We start from the raw sequence: 22,313 nt of genomic DNA, 5'->3' as shown, positions 1-22,313 counted from the left end.
GCGAGCAAGCCCGCTCCCACATTGGATCTACACAGCTCCAATTAAGAGGCCCGGCACAAAAATTTAGGTTCGATGCCCAATCGTTTGGGCACCGAACGGTCCATCAAGCGTGTGTCAGCGTCTTCACGGCACGCTCAAAACGGTCCAGGCCTTCCTGGATGTCTGCGTCTTCCACTACCAGGCTCGGGGCGAAACGCACCACGTCGGGGCCGGCTTGCAGGATCATCAGGTTTTCTTTCTCGGCGGCGTTGAACACGTCCTTGGCCTTGCCTTTGAAGGCATCGCTCAGCACACAACCGATCAGCAGGCCCATGCCGCGCACTTCGGTGAAGATGCCGTACTGCTTGCCGATCTGCTCCAGGCGCGCCTTGAACAGGTCGTGCTTGGCGTTGACGCCGGCCAGCACCTCTGGCGTGTTGATCACATCGATCACCGCCTCGGCGACCGCGCAGGCCAGCGGGTTGCCGCCGTAGGTGGTGCCGTGGGTGCCGACCACCAGGTGCTTGGCGAGGTCTTCACGGGTGAGCATCGCCGCAATCGGGAAACCGCCGCCCAGGCTCTTTGCGCTGGTGAGGATGTCCGGCACCACACCGTAGTGCTGGTAGGCGAACAAGTGGCCGCTGCGGCCCATGCCGGTTTGCACTTCGTCGAACACCAGCAGCGCGTTGTTGGCGTCGCACAACTCGCGGGCGCCTTGCAGGTAGGCCAGTTCGGCCGGCAGTACGCCGCCTTCGCCCTGGATCGGTTCCAGCACCACGGCGCAGGTCTTGTCCGAGACAGCGGCTTTCAGCGCGTCCAGGTCGTTGTAAGGCACGTGGGTGATACCGGTGATTTTCGGACCGAACCCATCGGAATACTTCGACTGGCCACCGACGTTGACGGTAAACAGGGTACGGCCGTGGAAGCTGTTCAGTGCGGCGATGATCTCGTACTTCTCAGTGCCGAAACGGTCGAACGCGACGCGACGGGCCAGCTTGAAGGCGGCCTCGTTGGCTTCGGCGCCGGAGTTGCAGAAGAACACGCGCTCGGCAAAGGTGGCGTCGATCAGCTTGTGGGCCAGGCGCAGGGCCGGCTCGTTGGTGAAGACGTTGGAGACATGCCACAACTTGCTGGCCTGCTCGGTCAGTGCACCGACCAGCGCCGGGTGGGCGTGGCCCAATACGTTGACCGCGATGCCGCCGGCAAAATCGATCAGCTCGCGACCCGCCTGGTCCCAGACGCGGGAGCCTTCGCCGCGCACGGGAATGAAGGCAGCAGGTGCATAGTTGGGAACCATGACCTGGTCGAAATCGGCACGTTGCACCGGGGCTTGCTCAACGGACATCGGAGTCTCCTGAAGAGGAACGCCTGCCTGGAACTGGCGGGCGATGCAGGGATTGTAAGGACAGTTTTCAGCGCGACCTTGTCGCCAAGCGACAACTTCTTATAGCGCCAACCCCGGTTTTACGCGGGTTTACGCCAATGCGACAAATAGCGTCGCAATGGCGCAGTTTAAACCGTGCGGCCCCGCCATGCGCAGGTGATCTTCGCGAATCCCCCCCGCAGGCTTCATCAACTATCTACCGTCGTCGAGCGAGCGCGGCCTGGTTGCTGGAGGCACATTAGCGCCATCCAGGACCGATCCGATGCTACGCCCGACAGGCGCACCGCCCTCCGCGACATTTCACCGACTATTGCCGATGGGTACACAAACGCCTCCGAGGCCCAGCACACAGAACTCAAACGCCTCAATCGCGCGGCCTGGAGCCACCAGAATCGGCTGAACAAGGCTTTGGCCGGGCTCAAGAGCCCGCAAACCTTCGCCGCCGAGCTGCTGCAAGCCGCCCTCAAGCGCCAATACGGTGTAGACGAAGACGTGCGCTACCTGAAGTTGGCAGACACCCAAATGCGCATGACGCCCGAGAGCAAGGAGCAGCTTTCACGCCTGATCTTCCTTGAATACCTGGACCTGAGTGACAACGAAATCATGGGACTACCCAGCGATTTGCTCGAAATGTCACTGCCGCTCGATGATGCCTCAGACTTGAGCGGCAACCCGCTGTCCGCGCAAAGCATCGAGCTGCTGCGCGATTACTACCGCCAAACCGGTTACGAGCTGAGGGTGGAAGAAGCGATGGTCGATGCCTTCGGCGTGGCGTTGCAGGTTCCGGGAACACCGCGACCAATGGAGGAGTAACCGCCCACCTCAGCCGCGTTCGGACGGTACCGACGACAGCTCGAACGGGCTGCTGCTGCGCCGCTGGTTGCGGTCTTCGCGCGGGGTGGCGCCAAAGAAGTTGCGGTAGGCGCTGGAGAAGTGCGGCCCCGAGGAGAAGCCGCAGGACAGGCCGATCTGGATGATCGACTTGCTGGTTTGCATGAGCATCTGGCGCGCCTTGTTCAGGCGCAGCTCCAGGTAGTACTGGCTGGGAACGCGGTTGAGGTATTGCTTGAAGATCCTTTCGAGCTGTCGTCGCGACACGCACACGTGCTGGGCGATTTCATCGGTGGTCAACGGCTCTTCGATGTTGGCCTCCATCAGCAACACCGCCTGGGTCAGCTTCGGATGGCTGGAACCCAGGCGGTTTTGCAAAGGAATACGCTGGCGTTCGCCGCCTTCGCGGATGCGCTCCACCACCAGTTCCTCGGAGACTGCACCGGCCAGTTCGGCGCCGTGGTCACGGGCCAGTACCGCCAGCAGCAGGTCGAGCACCGACATCCCACCGCAGGCGGTCAGGCGATCACGGTCCCAGTCGAACAGGTGGCTGGTAGCGATGACCTTGGGGAAGCGCTCGGCAAAATCATCCTGCCAGCGCCAGTGCACGGCGGCGCGGTAGCCGTCGAGCAAGCCGAGCTGGGCCAACGGGTAGACACCCGCCGACAGGCCACCGATCACACACCCGGCGCGCACCAGTTGCTTGAGCGCGGTGCTCAGTTGGGAGGCGATCACGGTGGGCGGTTCGTCCGCCAGCAGGAACAGCTTCTGGAAGCCTTCGAGCTTGCCCGCCCACGGCTCACCCGGCAGCTGCCAGGCGCCATCGGTCGCAGGCTCGGCGAGCAGGAACGACAGCTCATACACCACGTCCGGATGCACCCGCTGAGCAACGCGCAAGGCCTCCTCAGCCAGCGCAAGCGTCAGTGCTTTCGTGCTGGGCCAAATCAGGAAACCAATTCGATGGGCGGTCATGGAGGGCTATCCGAAGCGAGTAACAGTAATGAAGACAAGGGCCAATGCTAGCCCGGAAACCAACACAAATCTCAAAACATATGGCGTTCCAATGTGGGAGCTGGCTTGCCTGCGATGGCGGTGGGTCAGTGAGCACATCTACTTCTGATACACCGCTATCGCAGGCAAGCCAGCTCCCACAGGGGATTGAGGCCAACTCTCAAGACTGCGAAGCATGCACTAAACCGGTGCACAAAAGCAGCCTTGATTACTTCAGGCTGCCCGACAGGAATTGCTGCAACCGCTCCGATTGCGGGTTCACCAGCACTTCGCGCGGGTTGCCGCGTTCTTCGACAATGCCTTTGTGCAAGAACACCAGTTGGTTCGACACTTCACGGGCAAAGCCCATTTCGTGAGTCACCACCACCATGGTGCGGCCTTCCTGGGCCAGGTCCTGCATGACCTTGAGCACTTCGCCGACCAGCTCCGGGTCCAGCGCCGAGGTCGGCTCGTCGAACAGCATCACCTCAGGCTCCATCGCCAGGGCACGGGCAATCGCCACGCGCTGCTGCTCGCCACCGGACATATGGCCGGGGAACGCATCCTTGCGATGGCCCACGCCGACCTTGGCCAGGTAGTGCTCGGCCTTTTCACGCGCTTCTTTCTTCGACACGCCCAGCACATGCACCGGCGCTTCCATCACGTTTTCAATCGCGGTCATGTGCGACCACAGGTTGAAATGCTGGAACACCATCGACAGGCGCGAGCGCATGCGCTGCAGCTGTTTAGGGTCGGCAGCCTTCATGGCGCCGTCCTTGTTGGCCACCAGTTTCAGCTCTTCGTTGTTGAGCAGAATCTTGCCGGCGTGGGGTTGCTCGAGCAGGTTGATGCAGCGCAAGAAGGTGCTTTTGCCCGAACCACTGGAGCCGATGATGCTGATCACATCACCGGCCGCGGCGGCCAGGGACACACCTTTGAGCACTTCATGACTGCCATAGCGTTTATGCAGGTCTTGGACTTCAAGTTTGTACATGCGGTCGGTTCTCACAAAAACAGGTGGTCAGTCGTTGAGCAAGCGCCCGTGACGCAGCGCTTCGCGCCCCGCCACCTTGGCCAGCCAGAAACCCGCTTGGGCATAACGTAGCCGTTCAACGGCAAACAGCACCCCCGAAGTGCCCGCGCAAAGCGTGCTGACGCGGTCTTCCAGGGGGTCAATCACTTCAAAAATCGGTTCGCCCTTCTCGACCCAGTCACCGGCCTTACGCAGGTAACTGATCACCCCGGCGTGGGGCGCGAAGAGCAATTCAGTGCCTTCAAAAGGCAGGCCTTCACACGGCTCGTACTGCGGCGCCGGCCAGTCGCCCTTGATCAGGCCCTGCTCGGCCAGAAACGCGAGGATACCTTCGGCGTGGAAGATCGCCTCGTCGCGTCCGGTGTCGGCCTGGCCGCCCAGTTCCAGAGTGGTCGCCAGGCATGCCAGCGGCACCTGGGCCTCGGGGAACGCCTGGGACAAGCGCAACCATGGCAATGAACAGGCTTCATCGAACGAGCTGCCGCCGGAGTCTTCCGCCAGCAGGCCGACTTTCACATTCAAGTGCGCCGACAATGAGCGCCACTGCGGCCAGTGCTGGGGCAGCGCGTACATATGCAACGCGGCCTCGGCATCGCAATGCAGGTCGAGGACGATGTCGGCAGTGCAGGCATGGCTCAGCAACAGGCGCTGCATGCCTTGCAACTGGCTGCTCGGCGCCGGCAGTGCATTCAGCGTATCGGTCATGGCCTGGCGGATCATGCGCACGTTGGCGTGAGGGTCATCACCCAACTTGCCCTGGAGCAACTCGGCCACCGGCGTGCTCAACTCGACGAAATCGCGATTGAAGTTCTTGCCGCTGCCGATTTCAAAACGCCCCTGGTGACTGCCTTGCAGCAGTTGGCCGAGACCCATCGGGTTGGCCACCGGCACCAGTTCGATCACGCCATTGAGCGCGCCTTGCTGTTCCAGCTCGGTGAGGCGTTTCTTCAGCTCCCAGGCGGCGCGCATGCCGGGCAATTCGTCGGCGTGCAGGCTGGCCTGGATATAGGCCTTGCGCTCGCCTTTGCCGAATCGGAACACGCTCAACTGCCGCTCGCACCCCAGGTGACCCCAGGGCAGCCGGTGATCAATACGTTCCATATCAGTGCTTCCGTGGAGCCAGGTAGCTCAGCCAGCGGCGCTCGGCCAACTTGAACAGGCGCACCAGGATGAAGGTCAGGCACAGGTAGAACGCGCCGGCGGTGATATAGGCTTCGAACGGCAGGTAGAACTGGGCGTTCACCGTGCGTGCGGCACCGGTGATGTCGATCAGGGTGACAATGGACGCCAGGCTGGTGGTCTGCAGCATCATGATCACTTCGTTGCTGTACTGCGGCAGCGCGCGGCGCAGGGCCGACGGCAGCAGGATGCGGCGATACAGCTTGTAGCGCGACATGCCCATGGCCTTGGCCGCTTCGATCTCGCCATTGGGGGTGGCCTTGAGGCTGCCGGCGATGATTTCAGCGGTGTAGGCACTGGTGTTGATCGCAAAGGCCAGGCACGCACAGAACGTGGCGCTGGACAGCAGCGGCCACAGGAAACTCTCGCGCACCGCATCGAACTGGGCCAGGCCGTAGTAGATCAGGAACAGCTGCACCAGCATCGGCGTGCCACGGATCACGTAGGTGTAGAGCCAGGCTGCGCCATTGACGATCGGCTGCTTGGACACGCGCATCAAGCCCAGGGGCAAGGCGGCAAGCAGGCCGAAGAACAGCGAAATGGCCAGCAGTTTCAAGGTGGTCACCAAGCCGCCGAGGTACAGCGGCATGGCGTCCCAGATGACGTTGTAGTCGAAGATCATAGATCAGCCGCCCTTACGCCTACCGAATAGCGCTTCTCAAGATGACGCAAGGCCAGCAACGATACGCTGGTGATCACCAGGTACATCGCCGCCACTGCGAGGAAGAAGGTAAAAGGCTCGCGGGTGGCATCTGCCGCCTGCTTGGCCTTGAACATCATGTCTTGCAGGCCCACCACCGAAATCAGCGCGGTGGCCTTGGTCAGTACCAGCCAGTTGTTGGTGAACCCGGGGATCGCCAGCCGAATCATCTGCGGCACCATCACCCGGAAGAACACTTGGAAACTACTCATGCCATACGCAAGGCCGGCTTCGGCCTGCCCCTTGGGAATGGCCATGAAGGCGCCCCGGAATGTTTCCGAGAGGTAGGCGCCAAAGATGAAACCCAGGGTGCCGATACCGGCGGCCAAGGGGTTCAAGTCGATATAGTCGTCATAGCCGAGCATCGGCGCGACGCGGTTCAGCAGGTCCTGGCCGCCGTAGAAAATCAGCAGGATCAGCACCAGGTCGGGGATCCCGCGGATCACCGTGGAGTACAAGTCACCCAGCCAGGCCAACCAGCGCACCGGCGACAGGCGTAACGCGACCCCGATCAGACCCAGAACAATGGCCAAGGCCATGGACGACAAGGCGAGCTGAAGCGTCAACCATGCGCCATCGAGGATGACGGCCCCGTAGCCTTTCAACATGATTCAGGTCCTCGAAAAGGGGGATGAAAAAATGGCGCAAACCTCAGGAATTCTGTTGCTTGCGCCATTCTGGACAGACAGCTGCGACGAGTTACTTAGGGTCAGCGCCGTAAATATCGAAGTCGAAGTACTTGTCCTGGATTTTCTTGTATTCGCCGTTGGCACGGATCGCGGCAATGGCAGCGTTGATGCGGTCCAGGTTTTCCTTGTCGCCTTTACGGACGGCAATGCCGATGCCGTCGCCGAAGTATTTGGCGTCGGTGAACTGTGGGCCGACGAACGCGTAGCCTTTGCCGGCCGGAGTCTTCAAGAAACCGTCCTGCAGCAGGGTAGCGTCAGCCACGGTGCCATCGAGGCGACCGGCTTCCACGTCCAGGTAGATTTCGTTCTGCGAGCTGTAAGGCACAACCGTGGCGCCTTTAGGGGCCAGGACTTCCTTGGCGAAGCGATCGTGGATCGAACCGCGCTGCACGCCGATTTTCTTGCCTTTCAATTCATCCAGGCTGTCGCTGACCTTGGTGCCTTCCTTCATCACCAGCTGCGCTGGGCTCAGGTAGTAGCGGTTGGTGAAGTCCACGGACTTCTTGCGGTCTTCAGTGATGGACATCGACGACAGGATCGCGTCGATCTTGCGCACTTTCAGCGCTGGGATCAGGCCATCGAATTCCTGCTCGACCCACGTGCACTTGACGTCCATCTGCTTGCACAGGGCGTTGCCGATGTCGTAGTCAAAACCAACGATGCTGCCATCGGGAGCTTTGGAGGCAAACGGAGGGTAAGCCGCTTCGATACCAATCTTCAGTGGCTTGCCTTCAGCGAAAGCCTGCATGGATAGCACGGACAGCGCCAGGGCGCCCAACAGCACGAGTTTCTTCATCTTGGGACTCCATCGGTATAGGGCAAAACAGCAGTATGAGCCATGGCCCACGATGCGACTTAAGGGAAACCGAATTGCGGTGCTGCGTCCTACGCAGGTGACGACCTGCGACGACGAGCGAGTGATCGGCATTCTAACGACAGGCCGGAAGCCGATATTTCCTCAATGCGACAACAATTTACAGAAGCACCGAGAAAGCCGTTCCAGCACATTGACAGCCTCTGAATTTTATGCAGAGACAAAAGATATTAAACCTGTTGATGCTGCAAATTGCGGGCCTATTATTCGCAAACCCTTCTAGCACGGCAAGTCTGGCGTTTAATCTTATTTCTTGGGGTGTCTAAAACGCGCTTTTTCGGGGCAATGTTGTAGCACTTTGCCTCAGGTTTGGGCGATGGGTTACACATTTAGGGCTCTCGGTAACATTCAGAAACGTCCTACACACGAAGTCGATATTTATTGGCCTGCGCATAGATCGTTCCCACGCTCTGCGTGGGAGTACATCCTGTGACGCTCTGCGTCACGCCTCAAGAGCAGACGCGGAGCGTCCAGGGCGGCATTCCCACGCGGAGCGTGGGAACGATCAGCACTCCCGGCATGAAATACATTCCAAATGTGGGAGCCGGCTTGCCTGCGATAGCGGTCTGTCATGACACACCCTCATCGCAGGCAAGCCAGCTCCCACAGTGATCCGGTTTCGCCAGTGATAGCCAACAAAAAAGCCCCATCCAGCTCACGCCAAATGGGGCCCTGTCCCACCTACCCCGCCTTACGCGACGTTCATGGTCTTGTGCGTCTCGATCAAATGCGCCACCACACCCGGGTCCGCCAGGGTGGAGATATCGCCCAGCCCGTCGTACTCAGCCGTAGCAATCTTGCGCAGGATACGCCGCATGATCTTGCCCGAGCGTGTCTTCGGCAAGCCTGGCGCCCACTGGATCACGTCCGGCGAAGCGATCGGCCCGATCTCCTTGCGCACCCAGTTTTTCAGTTCCAGGCGCAGCGCTTCGTTTGGCTCCTCGCCGTTCTTCAGCGTCACGTAGACATAGATGCCCTGGCCCTTGATGTCATGCGGCACACCGACCACCGCCGCTTCGGCGACTTTCGGGTGGGCGACCATGGCGCTTTCAATCTCGGCGGTGCCCATGCGGTGGCCGGACACGTTCAACACGTCGTCCACGCGGCCGGTGATCCAGTAGTAGCCGTCCTCGTCACGACGCGCACCGTCACCGGTGAAGTACATGCCACGGAAGGTCTTGAAGTAGGTGTCGACGAAACGGTCATGGTCGCCGTACAGCGTGCGCGCCTGGCCCGGCCACGAATCGAGGATCACCAGGTTGCCTTCGGCAGCCCCCTCGATCAGGTTGCCGAGGTTATCCACCAGCGCCGGCACCACGCCGAAGAACGGGCGTGCCGCCGAACCCGGCTTGAGCGCATGGGCACCCGGCAGCGGGCTCATCATGTTGCCGCCGGTTTCGGTCTGCCACCAGGTGTCGACAATCGGGCAACGCGATTGGCCGACGTTCTTGTAGTACCAATCCCAGGCTTCCGGGTTGATCGGCTCGCCCACCGAACCGAGCAGGCGCAGGCTGCTGCCATCGGCACCTTCGCAGGCGGCGGTGCCCGAGGCCATCATCGCGCGGATCGCGGTCGGTGCGGTGTAGAGGATATTGACCTTGTGCTTGTCGACGATCTTCGCCACCCGCGTGATGTCCGGGTAGTTCGGCACGCCTTCGAACAACAAGGTGGTGGCGCCGTTGGCCAGCGGGCCATAGACGATATAGGTGTGGCCGGTGACCCAGCCGACGTCGGCGGTGCACCAGTAGATTTCACCCGGGCGGTAGTCGAACACGCGCTCATGGGTCAGGGCCGCGTACAACAGGTAGCCGCCGGTGGTGTGCTGCACGCCCTTGGGCTTGCCGGTGGAACCGGATGTGTAGAGGATAAACAGCGCCTCTTCGGCGCCCATCTCTTTTGGCGCACACACGGTGCCCGCCACTTTCATCAGGTCTTCGTACCAGATGTCGCGATGCTGGTTCCACTTGATGTTGCCATTGGTGCGCTTGCACACAATGACTTTCTGGATGCTGCTGGTTTCCGGGTTGGTCAGGGCATCGTCGACGTTGGCCTTCAACGGAATTTTCTTACCGGCGCGGATGCCTTCGTCGGCGGTGATCACTACCTTCGACTTACAGTCGATGATGCGACCGGCCAGGGCTTCCGGGGAAAAACCGCCAAAAACCACCGAGTGAATCGCACCGATGCGGGTACACGCCAGCATGGCGACCACGGCTTCGGGGATCATCGGCATATAGATAGTCACCACGTCGCCGCGGTGTACGTCCTGGCCACGCAGGGCGTTGGCGAACTTGCAGACTTCTTCATGCAGCTCGCGGTAGGTGATGGTGCGGCTCTCGGCAGGGTCATCGCCCTCCCAGATGATCGCCGCCTGGTCGCCGCGCTCGGCGAGGTGACGGTCCAGGCAGTTGTAGGAAACGTTCAGGGTGCCATCGGCGAACCACTTGATGTCGACATGGTGATCGTCGAACGAGGTCTGCTTCACCGTGGTGAAAGGCTTGATCCAGTCGAGGCGCTTGGCTTGCTCGCGCCAGAAGCCATCGGGGTTGACCACCGACTGCTGGTACATGGCCTTGTAGGTCGCCTCGTCGGTCAGCGTGTTGGCTGCTACTTCGGGGCGAACGGGGTACAGGGAAGCCGCACTCATCTTTCTTACCTCGGTGACATAGTTGTTGTTGTATGGCCCCTGTTGTAGCCGGGGCTGCCCCATAGAACCATTCGACGATGGTAGTAACAAGCCCCTACAAATTACCCTGCTATCCCCGTTTGCCGCTCTGGCCCGTGGCCTGCGGGGCTTTGCAGCTGTATGAAAAAACCTTTACCACACGATTGTTACAAAAACCGCCAATAGTGTTTATCAAAAGTACGGGTATATGAATATAACGCGCAGGCCTAAAATCAACTCCGCCAACACGGCACTGTGATTAACACCGTAACAGCCCCCACGAAGGCAACGTTAATCCGAACTTCCCAACTCTTAAGTTACACACGTGGCCTCACAAGGGCCCCGTGACCCCATTCGACCTAAAGAAGGTAAATACAGTAATGAAAGCTCTCGTAGTTATGGCCCTCAGCAGCTTGTGCGCCACCGCCGCCCTGGCCGATGAGGCCCCGACCGAGCTGGCCGGCCAGAACGCCCCGATTGTCGAAGACTACACCTATAGCACCAAGCTGGATGTGGCCAAAGTATTGTCCATGAGCACAATCCCGGAAGTTTGCGAAGTTGTGCCGGTCAAGATGGAATATGAAGACTCACAAGGTCAGCGTCATATTCTTAACTACCATGTAATGGGCAATGGCTGTTCGAACGGATAACAACTTAGTTAGTGTGATCTGCGCGTGATCTTATTTGCCGCAAGAAATCGTTCTTGCGGCGAGGCCCCCCTCCCCTCGCTTGAATCGAATGCTACGATTGTGGCGTCGCCGCCTTCCCTGTACGGCAGGATGCATTCATGCGAGCCAGTTTCGAGAAAATCCCCACCGAGGCCAATACCTCCTGGACCCTGCTGAACCGCAGGCTGCCGGAGGCGATCCCGTTTGAGTGGCATCACCATCCCGAATACGAACTGACCCTCACCCTCAATAGCCGCGGGCATCGCTATATCAGCAACGATGTGGCGCTCTACGACGACGGCGACCTGGTTCTGGTGGGCCCGAACGTGCCACACAGCTGGTCGTCCGCCGAACGCATTGACCCGACCCAACCACACGTCGCCCTGGTCATCTGGTTTTCCGAAGCCTGGGCGGAATCGCTGGTGCGCCTGTTTCCCGAAATGGCCCCGACCCGCGCGTTACTGGCGGCAGCCCAGCAGGCGCTGAGTTTCAGTGACAGCACCTCAAGGGTCCTGCGCCCGGTGATCGAAGCCATGGTCGAGCAGGATGCATCGCAGCGGCTGATCTCTTTGCTGACCGTGCTCAACCTGCTGTCGCGAGACGTCGCCGCGCAGCGTATTGCGGTGGAAAACGCCGCGCCTCAGGTAATCGAAGACCCTCGCATACGTCGGGTGCTGGATTATCTGCATGCCCACTACGCCCAGCCCGTGGGCATTCCGCAATTGGCGCAGATGGCATGCGTCAGCGTGTCGGCCCTCCATCGCATGTTTCGCAAACACACACGCTGCACGGCGTTGGACTACATCGTGCGCCTGCGCATCGGACATGCCTGTGCACTGCTGATGCAGGGCAACCTGGCGGTCAGTGCCATCGCCGAGCGGGTCGGCTATGTCTCCCAGGCGTTGTTCAATCGCCAGTTCAAAGCGCTAAAAGGCCTCACGCCTTCGCAATTTCGCGCGCAGCACGGGCATCACTTCCAGTAACCAAGCCGATTCTTCCATTCACGACGCAACAAACGCCACAATCGTACTGCTCAACGCGTCTAACCGGACTGCTGCCCAGGCTGCCCCGGTGATTCCATACCTGTATGCATAACAACAATACAGGCCACCCCATGAGTAATTATCACGCCTTCGAAAGTGCCGAGCTGCCGGACGACTACCGGCGCAACATCGTCAACATGAAGAAAACCCTGCGCGCGCAGATCGGCGATGTGAACGCTTTGTTTGCCGAGGTCAGCGCTTTCATTGCCGATGAAATCGCCTCGATCAAAGCCCAGGCGCTGAGCGGTTCGGCTTGGCCGGAACTGGATTTCGACACGATCGCCAACGGCCAGGTGACGGACGCGCAACGCGCCCTGATCAAGCGCAGGGGCTGCCTGGTGATCCGCAATCACTTTGCGCGCGAGCAAGTGCTGGGGTGGGACAAGAGCCTGCTGGACTACCTCGACAACAACCATTTCGACACGGTGTATCGCGGCCCGGCTGACACCTTTTTCGGCAACCTCGACGCCTCCCGCCCGGAGATATTTCCGATCTACTGGTCCGACGCCCAGATGCAAGTGCGTCAGCACCCGCGCATGGGCGCTGCGCAATCCTTCCTCAACCGGTTGTGGACCACCTATTCCCAAGGCCAACAATGGTTCGACCCAGACATCAACGCGCTGTACCCGGACCGCGTCCGCCGGCGCCCACCGGGCACCACATCCAAAGGCCTTGGCCCGCATACCGACTCCGGGGCGCTGGAACGCTGGCTCCATCCGGCCTACCTGAAGGTCTTCGACAAGATCTACCGCAATGACTTCCGGGCGTACGACCCCTGGGATGCCGCGCATCGCACCGAGGTCGACGAATATGCCTACAAGGACACGGTGAAATGCTCGGCCTTCCGCACCTTCCAGGGCTGGACGGCACTGTGCGATATGCGTGCCGACCAGGGTGTGCTGCATACGCTGCCGATCCCCAAGGCCATGGCTTATATGCTGCTGCGCCCGCTGCTGGACGACGTGCCCGAGGATGAATTGTGCGGCGTGGCGCCTGGCAAAGTGCTGCCCATCTCAGAGAAATGGCACCCGTTGCTGGTACAGGGCATGACACCCATTCCGGACGTGCACGCCGGCGACTCGGTGTGGTGGCACTGCGACGTAATCCACAGCGTCGCCCCGGTGGAAGACCAGCAGGGCTGGGGCAATGTGATGTACGTCCCCGCCGCGCCCATGTGTCCGAAAAATCTGCGTTACGCCAAGGACGTGTTCAGGGCATTCGAGCAAGGTGTCTCGCCGGACGACTTCCCCCGGGAAGACTACGAGCAACAGTGGCAAGACCGCTTCACCCCTCGACAACTCAACAGCCTGGGCCGCAAAGGCCTCGGATTGGAATAAACACCGCTGTCCATAACAACAAAAAAAGGTATCCCCTATGAACCTCGTCAATCGCCTTGCCCTTGCAGTCTCTTTCGCCAGCCTCTGTACGCTCACCGCTCAGGCGGCTGAGAGCAAAGGCAGTGTCGAAGTCGTCCACTACTGGACGTCGGGCGGCGAAGCCAAATCAGCCGACGTGCTTAAGCAACTGATCGAAAAAGACGGCTTCACCTGGCAAAACAGCGCCGTCGCCGGTGGCGGTGGCGCGGCGGCCATGACCGTGCTCAAGACTCGCGCAGTGTCCGGCAACCCGCCCTCCGCCGCGCAGATCAAAGGGCCGGACATCCAGGAATGGGGCAAGCTGGGCCTGCTGACCAGCATCGACAACGTCGCCCAGGCCAACCACTGGGACACCCTGCTGCCGCCGAGCATCGCCGAGCTGATGAAATTCGACGGCCACTACGTGGCCGTGCCGCTGAATATCCACCGCATCAACTGGCTGTGGACCAACCCCGACGTGCTGCGCAAAGCCGGGGTCGCCCATGCCCCGACCACTCTGGAAGAACTCTACGCCGCCGGGGACAAGCTCAAGGCCGCCGGTTTTATCGCGATCGCCCACGGCGGCCAGCCATGGCAGGACACCACCGTATTCGAAGGCCTGGTACTGAGCATCCTCGGCGCCGATGGCTTCAAAAAGGCCTTTATCGACAACGACGAAGCCACCTTCACCGGTCCGAAAATGACCGAAGTGTTCGTCGCCCTGCGCAAACTGAAGACCTACATGGACCCCAACGGCGCCGGCCAGGACTGGAACATGGAAACCGCCAAGGTCATCAACGGCCAGGCTGGCATGCAACTCATGGGCGACTGGGCCAAGAGCGAATGGAGCGCCGTCGGCAAAAAGGCCGGCGTCGACTATGAATGCGCGCCCTTCCCCGGCACTCAAGGCATCTATAGCTACACCATCGACTCACTGGCGATGTTCAAGCTGTCGAGCAAAAACGACACGCCCGGTAACAACGCCGCCCGCGACGACCTGGCCAAGATCGCCCTGGAGCCGCAATTCCAAACGGTGTTCAACCAGAACAAAGGCTCGATCCCGGTCATCAAGGGCCTCGACATGAGCCCATTCGATAGCTGCGCCCAAGCTTCCGCCAAGGATTTCGCCGAGGCGGAAAAGGCCGGCACGCTGGCGCCGAGCATGGCGTTCAACATGTCAACGTCCCAAGCCGTGCAGGGCGCGGTGTTTGATGTGGTGAGCAACTTCATGAGCAATAAAGATGCGGACCCGGCCAAGGCGGGCAAGCAGATGTTCGCCAGCATTAAAGCGGCGGCCCAGTAATCCGCGATCTAAACAACCGTCAAGGCCGCCACACTCCCCCGTGGCGAGCGGGCTTGCCCCGCGTCGGGCAGCGAAGCGGCCCCAAAATCAGGCGCTGAGTTCTCTCAGGAAAACCTCAGCGCCTTGACTGGGGCCGCTTCGCTGCCCAGCGCGGGGCAAGCCCGCTCGCCACAACAGCCGCATACAAGCCACAAGGCGATTTCCCGACGATTGGACACCACCACTCGCCGCTAAAAAAATCCCCAAGCAGCAAACCCTTACAAACCAACACTCTGGCCGTAACCCCATGCATTTTGGCCGACCGCTGAGGCCATCCGCCGCAACACAAAGCCGAATTTTTCCCTATAATGCGCGGGTAAATCGGGCCTGCAATATCCCTTTACACCGGGATGAAGAGCCAGACCTTGAGCCTGCGCTGGAGCATGTACCTGTCGCTCCGCCCCTCAAGCCTCACGCAGAGCACCCGTTAGCCTATTCCGTTTAATGCGTGCGCTAGCTGCAACAAACGATTCCTTAAGATCCACCGCGGCCTCAGGGCCGTGTGAACACCCAACCATCCGGTTTCACACGGGCCCCTTTGCGCCCTCACGCAGGAGACGACACGTCATGCTGAGCTGGGACGAATTCGACAAAGAAGAAGAAGGCGAAGTAGCCGCTAAAGGCGCCAACGCCGGCCACGCCACCGAAGCCAACATGGACCGCCTCGACGGTGCCGGCGCCGCTGCCGCCATCGAAGCGCGCGCCGTCACCGCCAGTGACTCCGCCGCCATCGTGCGCGCCAAGGCCGCCCTCGACAAACTCGACGTCGCCGAAGGCCTCGCCGAGCTGGAAGGCTCCGCCGCCCGCGTCGCCGTTGACGAAAAGCGCATGATCAACTGCCGCGCCGACCTCAACCAACTCGTGCCCTTCAAATACGACTGGGCCTGGCAGAAGTACCTCGACGGCTGCGCCAACCACTGGATGCCGCAAGAGGTCAACATGACCGCCGACATCGCGCTGTGGAAAAACCCCGAAGGCCTGACCGACGACGAACGTCGCATCGTCATGCGCAACCTCGGCTTCTTCTCCACCGCCGACTCGCTGGTCGCCAACAACCTGGTCCTGGCCGTGTACCGCCTGATCACCAACCCGGAGTGCCGCCAGTACATCCTGCGCCAGGCCTTCGAAGAAGCGATCCACACCCACGCCTACCAGTACTGCATCGAATCGCTGGCCATGGATGAAGGCGAGATCTTCAACATGTACCACGAGATCCCATCGGTCGCGAAAAAAGCCGCCTGGGGCCTGAAATACACCCGTTCGATCTCCGATCCGAAGTTCGAAACCGGCACCGTCGAGACTGACAAGGAGCTGCTACGCAACCTGGTCGCCTACTACTGCGTCCTGGAAGGCATCTTCTTCTACTGCGGCTTTACCCAGATCCTGTCGATGGGCCGTCGCAACAAAATGACCGGCGTCGCCGAGCAGTTCCAGTACATCCTGCGCGACGAGTCGATGCACCTGAACTTCGGTATCGACGTGATCAACCAGATCAAAATCGAAAACCCACACCTGTGGGATGCCGAGATGAAGGAAGAAGCGACCCAGATGATCCTGCAAGGGACTCAGCTGGAAATCGAATACGCGCGTGACACCATGCCGCGCGGCGTGTTGGGCATGAACGCGGCGATGATGGAGGACTACCTCAAGTTCATCGCCAACCGTCGCCTGTCGCAGATTGGCTTGAAGGAAGAGTATCCAGGCACGACCAACCCGTTCCCTTGGATGAGCGAGATCATGGACTTGAAGAAAGAGAAGAACTTCTTTGAGACTCGTGTGATTGAGTATCAGACTGGTGGGGCGTTGAGCTGGGATTGATCTGAAACCAAAACTTCAAAAAATATGGGCTCAAACTGAGCCCTATTTTTTGCAATAACATTAAATATATAAATAAGTTCAAATTCCAAAAAAACGATCACCGTCGTCCAAATAAAGAACTACATCCTTAGAATACTCTTCATAGATTTCATCACTAAATTTATCAGAAAGCATAGAGAGAACTTGCTGACCCGGAAGCCTTCTTGCAAGCGTAAAAATATCTTCAACCTGTTTTTGATCTATGTCCTCAATGCTGTCATGAAAAACAAACTTTGGTCGCTTTATCCCTGACGCACTGACTGCATGTATGTACGCAAAATCAAACGCTATCACCTCTGCTTTTTTCTTTCCGCCCTCTGGATTAGTAACTTCATTCTCAATAACGACGGAACTAGTACCTGATTTCTCATCAAATTCAAAACCGACGCCGTACTCATCCCCATGGACGACTCTAGTCATCTTTTTAAATTCCGAGTCTAAAACCCGCTCAAACTCATAAACTGTTTTTAGCTCTTTAACTATCTCTTCAAGAACTTCGGAAAGAAGATGTTCAGCAGACTCTAGCTCACTCTTAGCTTTAGATTGCTGAAGAATCAGCCCCTCTAGCTTACCGAGTTCGACTTTAACTTTACCAAGCTCTCTCAGTTTTTCAGTAATACTTGCAATACTTTCGGCAGACCTCATATCTGAGAAGACCTTCAGCTTCTTCTCCTGCATGCTTCTCAACAAATCACCTAGATCTTCCTGGTCCTCCACCAGCCCAACCAACCCTTCTTCTAAAAACTGTCTCTTTCTACTTACAAGATTTTCGTGAAGAGCCACGACCGATTCAAAATCTTTTATAGCCCCTTCAACATTCACTCCCGCATATTGATATATTGCCCTAAGCTCTGAACCTAGATAGACTCCCTCTTCATGATTTAAAAGGTCTACCGTTTTATTAATATTTAGAAGCTTTCGCTCTACGGCAAGCAGCCTACTCAGCGCATCATCTTCTGACTTTTGTATATCTTGCAGTAAACCAACAGGGTTTGGAAACTCAGGGGAGTATTCAAACTTTAAAAGCTCATCTTCTAGCTTAACCGCCAGCTTTTTTATATTACCCAATTCAGACGCAGGCTTTTGCTCTTTTACTAAAGCGTTTAGAGCCGCAGAATGCCGCTTCCGCTTTCCTACCGCATTACTTGCATAACGCTTTTGAGTCAACAATTCGGTATTTTTAAATCCGAAAAGATATAGATATAATTCCCCATACTCCTTACCTGCTGCACGAACATCCAAAAAATGGGTAGTATTCAGCATACGGTGACTGTCATTCCTGACAAATTTCGCGGCTACCGATCTAACCGTTGGGCGTCGCGTACGGATATCAAAACAATAATTTTGTATATTACTTTCATACTCCCGAACATCAACACCAACACCATCAACAATATATTTATTATCTTCATCACCAACAGAAAAATTTCGCTTCAATTGATGAAACTCACCATCCACTCCAACAAAAGCAAGCTCTGCCCAAACATCATGACTAATAAATAAATTCTCAACTTCTTGATTTGGCCGCTTAAATTCCTCATCAATATATATTGAGTCTATAGATCCTAAGAATAAAAAATCGAAAACTCTAGATAAAGTAGATTTCCCTACACTATTTCCCGATCGACCCACTCCTCTCCGATTAGTGACAAGATTTAAGCCATCGTGAAACTTAACAAAACGGCGAGACTCACCGTCAACTTTCACTTCGATACTAATCAGCTTCATAAACGCAAATCCTTTCGCCATCAATATATATAGCGTCAATCATATACAGCCAATCAACACATAAAATTACATGATCCACCGAAACTCCAAGCTCCGACGGAAACTCTTCTAACAGCCATTCTACATTGGTTTCAGTGGACGCTAGGCGCTTTATGAGCTTCGCCCCAAGCACTACCACATTAATATCCGGATCGCAACTTTGACTAGGGAGCATTATTAGGATTCTCCATAACCACACACTCAATGAATGCATGAGCAGTTACAACGTTAATGCCTAACTCCACATTCTCTTTGAGCGCCGGCCTGTTCATCGATTCGTATGCAAAATTACGTAATTTGCTTATTATAAAATCGATTATGAAAATTGAATTATCACGCACCTTAAGCATATCAACCGGTCCACATACGTAGTCAATCCCAACCTCATCAAGAGCTGCAAAATAGAAACCATTCAAATTTCTTAAAATAGTATCCTTACCAAAAGGAATCAGAGCATTAACATCAATATAAGCATCCTCAATCCTTGAGGAATACTCCAGATACTGGCGCACTATATATGATCTTGAGCCCATATTATTATATTTTATCTTTTTAACAACTTCCCCAGTAGGTCGTTGATCAAGGCGTACAAACGTAGATCCTTTAGTGGCAAGTGAAATTAAAAGCTCATTGATCGCAGAATTTATCTGATACTCGGGAGCATCACCAATATTGACATTCCCAGACAAATTACTGATATTTATCGTTTTAGCAATCCCACTCATTAATCTGACACCATATCAAAATTACATTTTTATATTCATACCACCGGAATTTTGTTTAGTATATATATTCCCTCCCCCAGACTGACTAACTGAGTCATTCCCCATTTTATTAACATTTACTTCTAACCGCTTTATTTTAACCTTCAGCTTTTTATTTTCTCGAAGTTTAAAGAAACCAAACGCAACACTTCCTACCGTGCAGATCCAAGAAATTGCTAATCCAATATCCGACTTAAAAAACTCAAAAAAAATATCCATATTACCTCCAAAAAAACAGCTCATTTTTTGCCAAATACAGCTCATTGACGATGCAGTTCTCATTTTTTCACGGGTAGGGCAGGCTGATCACACCGCCATATAGGCAATAAAAGGATCACAAACCTCCTTAAAGCATACACTCAACGCTTAGGCGCGCAAGCCACTATAACGCCAGCATTGAGGCTATGATGCTTCAAGTATTACAAAAGCCAATCCCCTATTGACCAGCATTCAAGATCTACCTAATTTTCGCCGCGAGCCTAAGAAACTCGACAACCAGAGCGGCCCTCCGCACCCGACAGCCATGCGGCTTTTTTTTCGCCAGCGGTTTCTCTACGCCTGTGAAAAATTCCCGTTACGTCGGGAGTGGGCGAATACAAGACCCGGAAGGGAAATATGTCCGGCCCGACTCTGGTGGGTTTCTTAGCTCCCGACACCCATAACGCATGCCCTAAGAAAGCAACCAGAGGTGAAGGAAATGCCTGGATACTTTGCGATCCCTACGAAGAACGTTAGCTGTAATGCACCATCTCTCAAACACGCTCAGGCTCGGAGGTGTGTCATGCATGAACCCTTCCAGCCTACGGTCTTCACCCGCCATAACCTGCATCTACACGCTCTACCTTGAGGACCAGCCATGGTTCTGTGCTAGAGACCTCGGCCGTCTGATGGGGTCGTACCTGGATGATCGTAAGGTCAGCAAGCTCGATGAGGATCAGCGCCAAACCCTGGAAATTCGATATCACGGCCAACATAAGAACATGCTGATGCTCAGTGAGTCCGGCGTGTATGCGTTGCTGGTGTATCACTACACATCTGGGCATCGCCTGCTGCGGGAATGGTTGACTCATCAAGTCGTGCCGAATTTGCGTGACGGGCATCAGTCAAGGTCTGCAGACCGTCCGATGTTGAGCTTACTGGATTGGCCTGAAATGTCGTTGAACCTTCTGCACTGGCAGGACGAAGGGTGGATCCGGTTGCGGGATAAGCCCTATCTGTTGCACAACAGAACTCGTCGTCGGGCGCCGCCGGGCAGAACTTGGTTGCGGAAGGTCGCGGAATAAGTCCGTTTTTCAGGTCATACGGTGCGCTGAACCTTTGTGCTTGATCCGTCCGAGTTGATGCTCGGACGGCCCCTGAACCTGTCACTCCCCTTCTGTTTTATCGTTAAAACCATCGCTTAACCTTCCATTTCATTGGAAGTGCAAATGCGTGAGCCAATATCCCAATTAAGGCAATCCACTCAACAATTGGGTAACCCATGGTTAAGTCGGGTCTATACCCAAAATATAAAAAGTCATCATACTTTATAACATCCATGTAGGTAATCACAAAAAACCCATTAAATAGTAAGCAAAAATACAGTTTTACATGATTCAAATTACCCCCAGAAAATTTCACCTTCAACGCGTAAGCGGACCACACGCTACCCATCAAAAACAATAAACCCAAAACCACAATCACTCATCAAGCCTTTTATATACTTGCCTACCCGTTTCATAGTCGATATAAGCCTCAACCCCCAAAGCGGTTCCCCCCATAGTTTTAAAGGCCCTTTGCTTATCTGTTCTTATGTATCTAAATAATCGCCACGCATCAGGCTTAAGCACAAGCCTGCCAAGACTGTAAATCGACATTCCTATATCAGCGCCACCATACGCCATATCACCCTCACGCTCACCGTACCCAAGTGATTTCGCTGCAGCGTGATACCCACTCCTTACCGGCCCTACTGTGTCTCCTCGGCCATCAATTAAACTGCGACCATTCTCATACATATTATTAGCCCCATGCGCCATAATCGGGATGCCCGCCAGCACACACAGCGTTCCGACCGAGGCATAGCAAATCCCTGCCCCTGTCGCAAATTGAAGCGCCCCCGCAATAACCCCAACACCTTTCCTCCCCACTTCCAGAGACTGATTCATCAGGTTTTTTTGTTCGTTCTTTATTTCCAGCAAACCTTGATCTACACTCTTCTTGCCTTCCTCGACATCCCTAACAATACTCCGAGCGTAATAAGCCACTTCCCGATTGAACTGCAACCGGACAATTCCATTTTTAATATGACGAGCACTTATCGTACATGCCTGATTAGTCAAGTATGCGCCCGCCTGACTCACCATCCAGATATCGTGAAACGTCAGATTCTGTTTTTTCTTTTCAACAGTCACCGACCCGCCTCCCACGTGCTGAAGCCACTTGTTCCGGCTTGATGGTGAGTCCAGATAATTTCCCGATATTGAAGCGCAACATGCTCTTGTGGCTCGGCGTCAATGTGCAGAACAGAATGCGGCACGTCGACGGTGAGGTCGGTAATGATGCAGCCTCGAATATCGACGCTGTAGTACTTTTCATGCCAACCCGTTTGGGCAATACGGTAAAAATTGATGACACAGTTAAGCTCTTCCCTATTGGAAAGCGCGACCGCCAGTAAAGGAGATGACTTGTCGATGTTTTTGGTGATGGCAATCGGGCCGTGACTCGATGCCCTGACGTTTCCGCGGTTGGCCATATTGTGGTGGAAGGACAGCACCATTATCTCGTCGCGGTGCCCGTCCTGGCACTTGTTGCCTATAGAGTCTTGAGTCGAACAGCTTGCAGAGATCAGGCCCTGGGATTTGCCGCTGATGGTCATGTAGCCGTGATTAGCCATACGGTAAGCACCCTGTTGTTTTGAAGGGCACCTTACGAAAAATACAAAATAGGAAATATCGGACGCTTCGCTTTAAATGGTACGAGTCATGAGTAGGAAATTTCGCCTTCTGGCGCATGCTGTATGCCGGACAGCGCATTGGATAGGTTCGAGAAGGCCCAACCATGGACCTTGAGGTAGTAAACTGCGCCGTTCAACCAGAGGCGTGATTTTCGCGTCCGAGAAAACAGAGAGAGCGATCGCTCTGGCAGGTAACCGTCTTGCGCCTGAACCGTGGAGACGAGTCCCTGTCAGAACACCAGATGACCCGCTCCAAAT

General features: G+C 56.3%; 20 protein-coding genes and 1 pseudogene. 7 read left to right on the top strand and 14 right to left on the bottom strand.

Annotated elements, in window-relative coordinates; translation table 11 throughout:
• Positions 1-103: 103 nt before the first annotated feature.
• Complete coding sequence (locus NTD80_RS17095) at positions 104-1,324, bottom strand: aspartate aminotransferase family protein (protein ID WP_106802838.1); 1,221 nt, start codon at positions 1,322-1,324, stop codon at positions 104-106.
• Between the two features lie 447 nt (positions 1,325-1,771).
• Here NTD80_RS17095 and NTD80_RS17090 point away from each other — a divergent pair, with 447 nt between their 5' ends.
• The gene (locus tag NTD80_RS17090; protein ID WP_262134388.1) at positions 1,772-2,176 is read left to right on the top strand and encodes a hypothetical protein; all 405 of its coding nucleotides are present in this window, start codon (positions 1,772-1,774) and stop codon (positions 2,174-2,176) included.
• Positions 2,177-2,185: 9 nt separating this feature from the next.
• Here the strand turns inward: NTD80_RS17090 and argR are convergent, their stop codons facing one another.
• From argR to acs, 7 genes are all read right to left on the bottom strand, one after another.
• Positions 2,186-3,166: a transcriptional regulator ArgR gene (argR, locus tag NTD80_RS17085; RefSeq protein ID WP_065909207.1), complete on the bottom strand. Its 981-nt coding sequence runs from the start codon at positions 3,164-3,166 to the stop codon at positions 2,186-2,188.
• Between the two features lie 247 nt (positions 3,167-3,413).
• A complete protein-coding gene (locus NTD80_RS17080; RefSeq protein ID WP_010208310.1) occupies positions 3,414-4,178 on the bottom strand; it encodes an ABC transporter ATP-binding protein in 765 nt (254 codons plus the stop codon).
• Between the two features lie 27 nt (positions 4,179-4,205).
• Positions 4,206-5,318: a succinylglutamate desuccinylase/aspartoacylase family protein gene (locus NTD80_RS17075; protein ID WP_262134387.1), complete on the bottom strand. Its 1,113-nt coding sequence runs from the start codon at positions 5,316-5,318 to the stop codon at positions 4,206-4,208.
• A 1-nt stretch (position 5,319) separates the two neighbouring features.
• Positions 5,320-6,018 carry an ABC transporter permease gene (locus NTD80_RS17070; RefSeq protein WP_106802836.1) on the bottom strand — a complete coding sequence of 233 codons (699 nt, stop codon included), beginning with the start codon at positions 6,016-6,018 and terminating at the stop codon, positions 5,320-5,322.
• The gene (locus NTD80_RS17065; RefSeq protein WP_010208305.1) at positions 6,015-6,704 is read right to left on the bottom strand and encodes an ABC transporter permease; all 690 of its coding nucleotides are present in this window, start codon (positions 6,702-6,704) and stop codon (positions 6,015-6,017) included. The genes NTD80_RS17070 and NTD80_RS17065 overlap by 4 nt, the downstream gene beginning before the upstream one ends.
• 91 nt (positions 6,705-6,795) lie before the next feature.
• Entirely contained in the window at positions 6,796-7,581 is a 786-nt protein-coding gene (locus NTD80_RS17060; RefSeq protein ID WP_065909201.1) for an ABC transporter substrate-binding protein, read from the bottom strand.
• A 769-nt stretch (positions 7,582-8,350) separates the two neighbouring features.
• Positions 8,351-10,306 (bottom strand): acetate--CoA ligase, encoded by a 1,956-nt coding sequence (gene acs / locus NTD80_RS17055; RefSeq protein ID WP_065909200.1) that lies wholly within the window; start codon positions 10,304-10,306, stop codon positions 8,351-8,353.
• A 398-nt stretch (positions 10,307-10,704) separates the two neighbouring features.
• Between acs and NTD80_RS17050 the strand changes: the two genes are divergently transcribed.
• From NTD80_RS17050 to NTD80_RS17030, 5 genes are all read left to right on the top strand, one after another.
• A complete protein-coding gene (locus NTD80_RS17050; protein ID WP_027607759.1) occupies positions 10,705-10,974 on the top strand; it encodes a DUF2790 domain-containing protein in 270 nt (89 codons plus the stop codon).
• A 137-nt stretch (positions 10,975-11,111) separates the two neighbouring features.
• Entirely contained in the window at positions 11,112-11,975 is an 864-nt protein-coding gene (locus NTD80_RS17045; RefSeq protein ID WP_262134385.1) for a helix-turn-helix domain-containing protein, read from the top strand.
• 131 nt (positions 11,976-12,106) lie between these two features.
• A complete protein-coding gene (locus tag NTD80_RS17040; RefSeq protein ID WP_262134384.1) occupies positions 12,107-13,372 on the top strand; it encodes a DUF1479 domain-containing protein in 1,266 nt (421 codons plus the stop codon).
• A 37-nt stretch (positions 13,373-13,409) separates the two neighbouring features.
• Positions 13,410-14,693, top strand: coding sequence for an ABC transporter substrate-binding protein (locus tag NTD80_RS17035; RefSeq protein ID WP_065909193.1), 1,284 nt, complete (start codon positions 13,410-13,412; stop codon positions 14,691-14,693).
• Positions 14,694-15,299: 606 nt separating this feature from the next.
• Positions 15,300-16,550: a ribonucleotide-diphosphate reductase subunit beta gene (locus NTD80_RS17030; RefSeq protein WP_032879817.1), complete on the top strand. Its 1,251-nt coding sequence runs from the start codon at positions 15,300-15,302 to the stop codon at positions 16,548-16,550.
• 78 nt (positions 16,551-16,628) lie between these two features.
• Here the strand turns inward: NTD80_RS17030 and NTD80_RS17025 are convergent, their stop codons facing one another.
• From NTD80_RS17025 to NTD80_RS17015, 4 genes are read right to left on the bottom strand one after another with little or no spacing between them, the layout of a single operon-like run.
• A complete protein-coding gene (locus NTD80_RS17025; protein ID WP_262134383.1) occupies positions 16,629-18,317 on the bottom strand; it encodes a DUF2326 domain-containing protein in 1,689 nt (562 codons plus the stop codon).
• Entirely contained in the window at positions 18,304-18,531 is a 228-nt protein-coding gene (locus tag NTD80_RS31370) for an ABC-three component system middle component 6 (protein WP_410017418.1), read from the bottom strand. Before NTD80_RS31370 ends, NTD80_RS17025 begins: the two co-directional genes overlap by 14 nt.
• Complete coding sequence (locus NTD80_RS17020; protein ID WP_262134382.1) at positions 18,521-19,081, bottom strand: hypothetical protein; 561 nt, start codon at positions 19,079-19,081, stop codon at positions 18,521-18,523. Before NTD80_RS17020 ends, NTD80_RS31370 begins: the two co-directional genes overlap by 11 nt.
• Positions 19,082-19,102: 21 nt before the next feature.
• A complete protein-coding gene (locus tag NTD80_RS17015) occupies positions 19,103-19,339 on the bottom strand; it encodes a hypothetical protein (RefSeq protein WP_262134381.1) in 237 nt (78 codons plus the stop codon).
• Between the two features lie 562 nt (positions 19,340-19,901).
• On the opposite strand from NTD80_RS17015, the pseudogene NTD80_RS17010 reads away from it, so the two are divergent.
• Positions 19,902-20,403, top strand: a pseudogene (locus NTD80_RS17010) (Bro-N domain-containing protein).
• 396 nt (positions 20,404-20,799) lie between these two features.
• Here the strand turns inward: NTD80_RS17010 and NTD80_RS17005 are convergent.
• Entirely contained in the window at positions 20,800-21,513 is a 714-nt protein-coding gene (locus tag NTD80_RS17005) for a DUF4225 domain-containing protein (RefSeq protein ID WP_410017417.1), read from the bottom strand.
• On the bottom strand, positions 21,510-21,995 hold the full coding sequence (locus NTD80_RS17000; RefSeq protein WP_262134380.1) for an Hcp family type VI secretion system effector: 486 nt from the start codon (positions 21,993-21,995) through the stop codon (positions 21,510-21,512). The genes NTD80_RS17005 and NTD80_RS17000 overlap by 4 nt, the downstream gene beginning before the upstream one ends.
• Positions 21,996-22,313: the final 318 nt, after the last annotated feature.

The sequence above is a fragment of the Pseudomonas sp. 13B_2.1_Bac1 genome (assembly GCF_025466155.1).
Taxonomy (GTDB): domain Bacteria; phylum Pseudomonadota; class Gammaproteobacteria; order Pseudomonadales; family Pseudomonadaceae; genus Aquipseudomonas; species Aquipseudomonas aylmerensis.
Note: the sequence above shows the minus strand (reverse complement) of the source record. Positions and strands in the feature narration are given on the sequence as shown.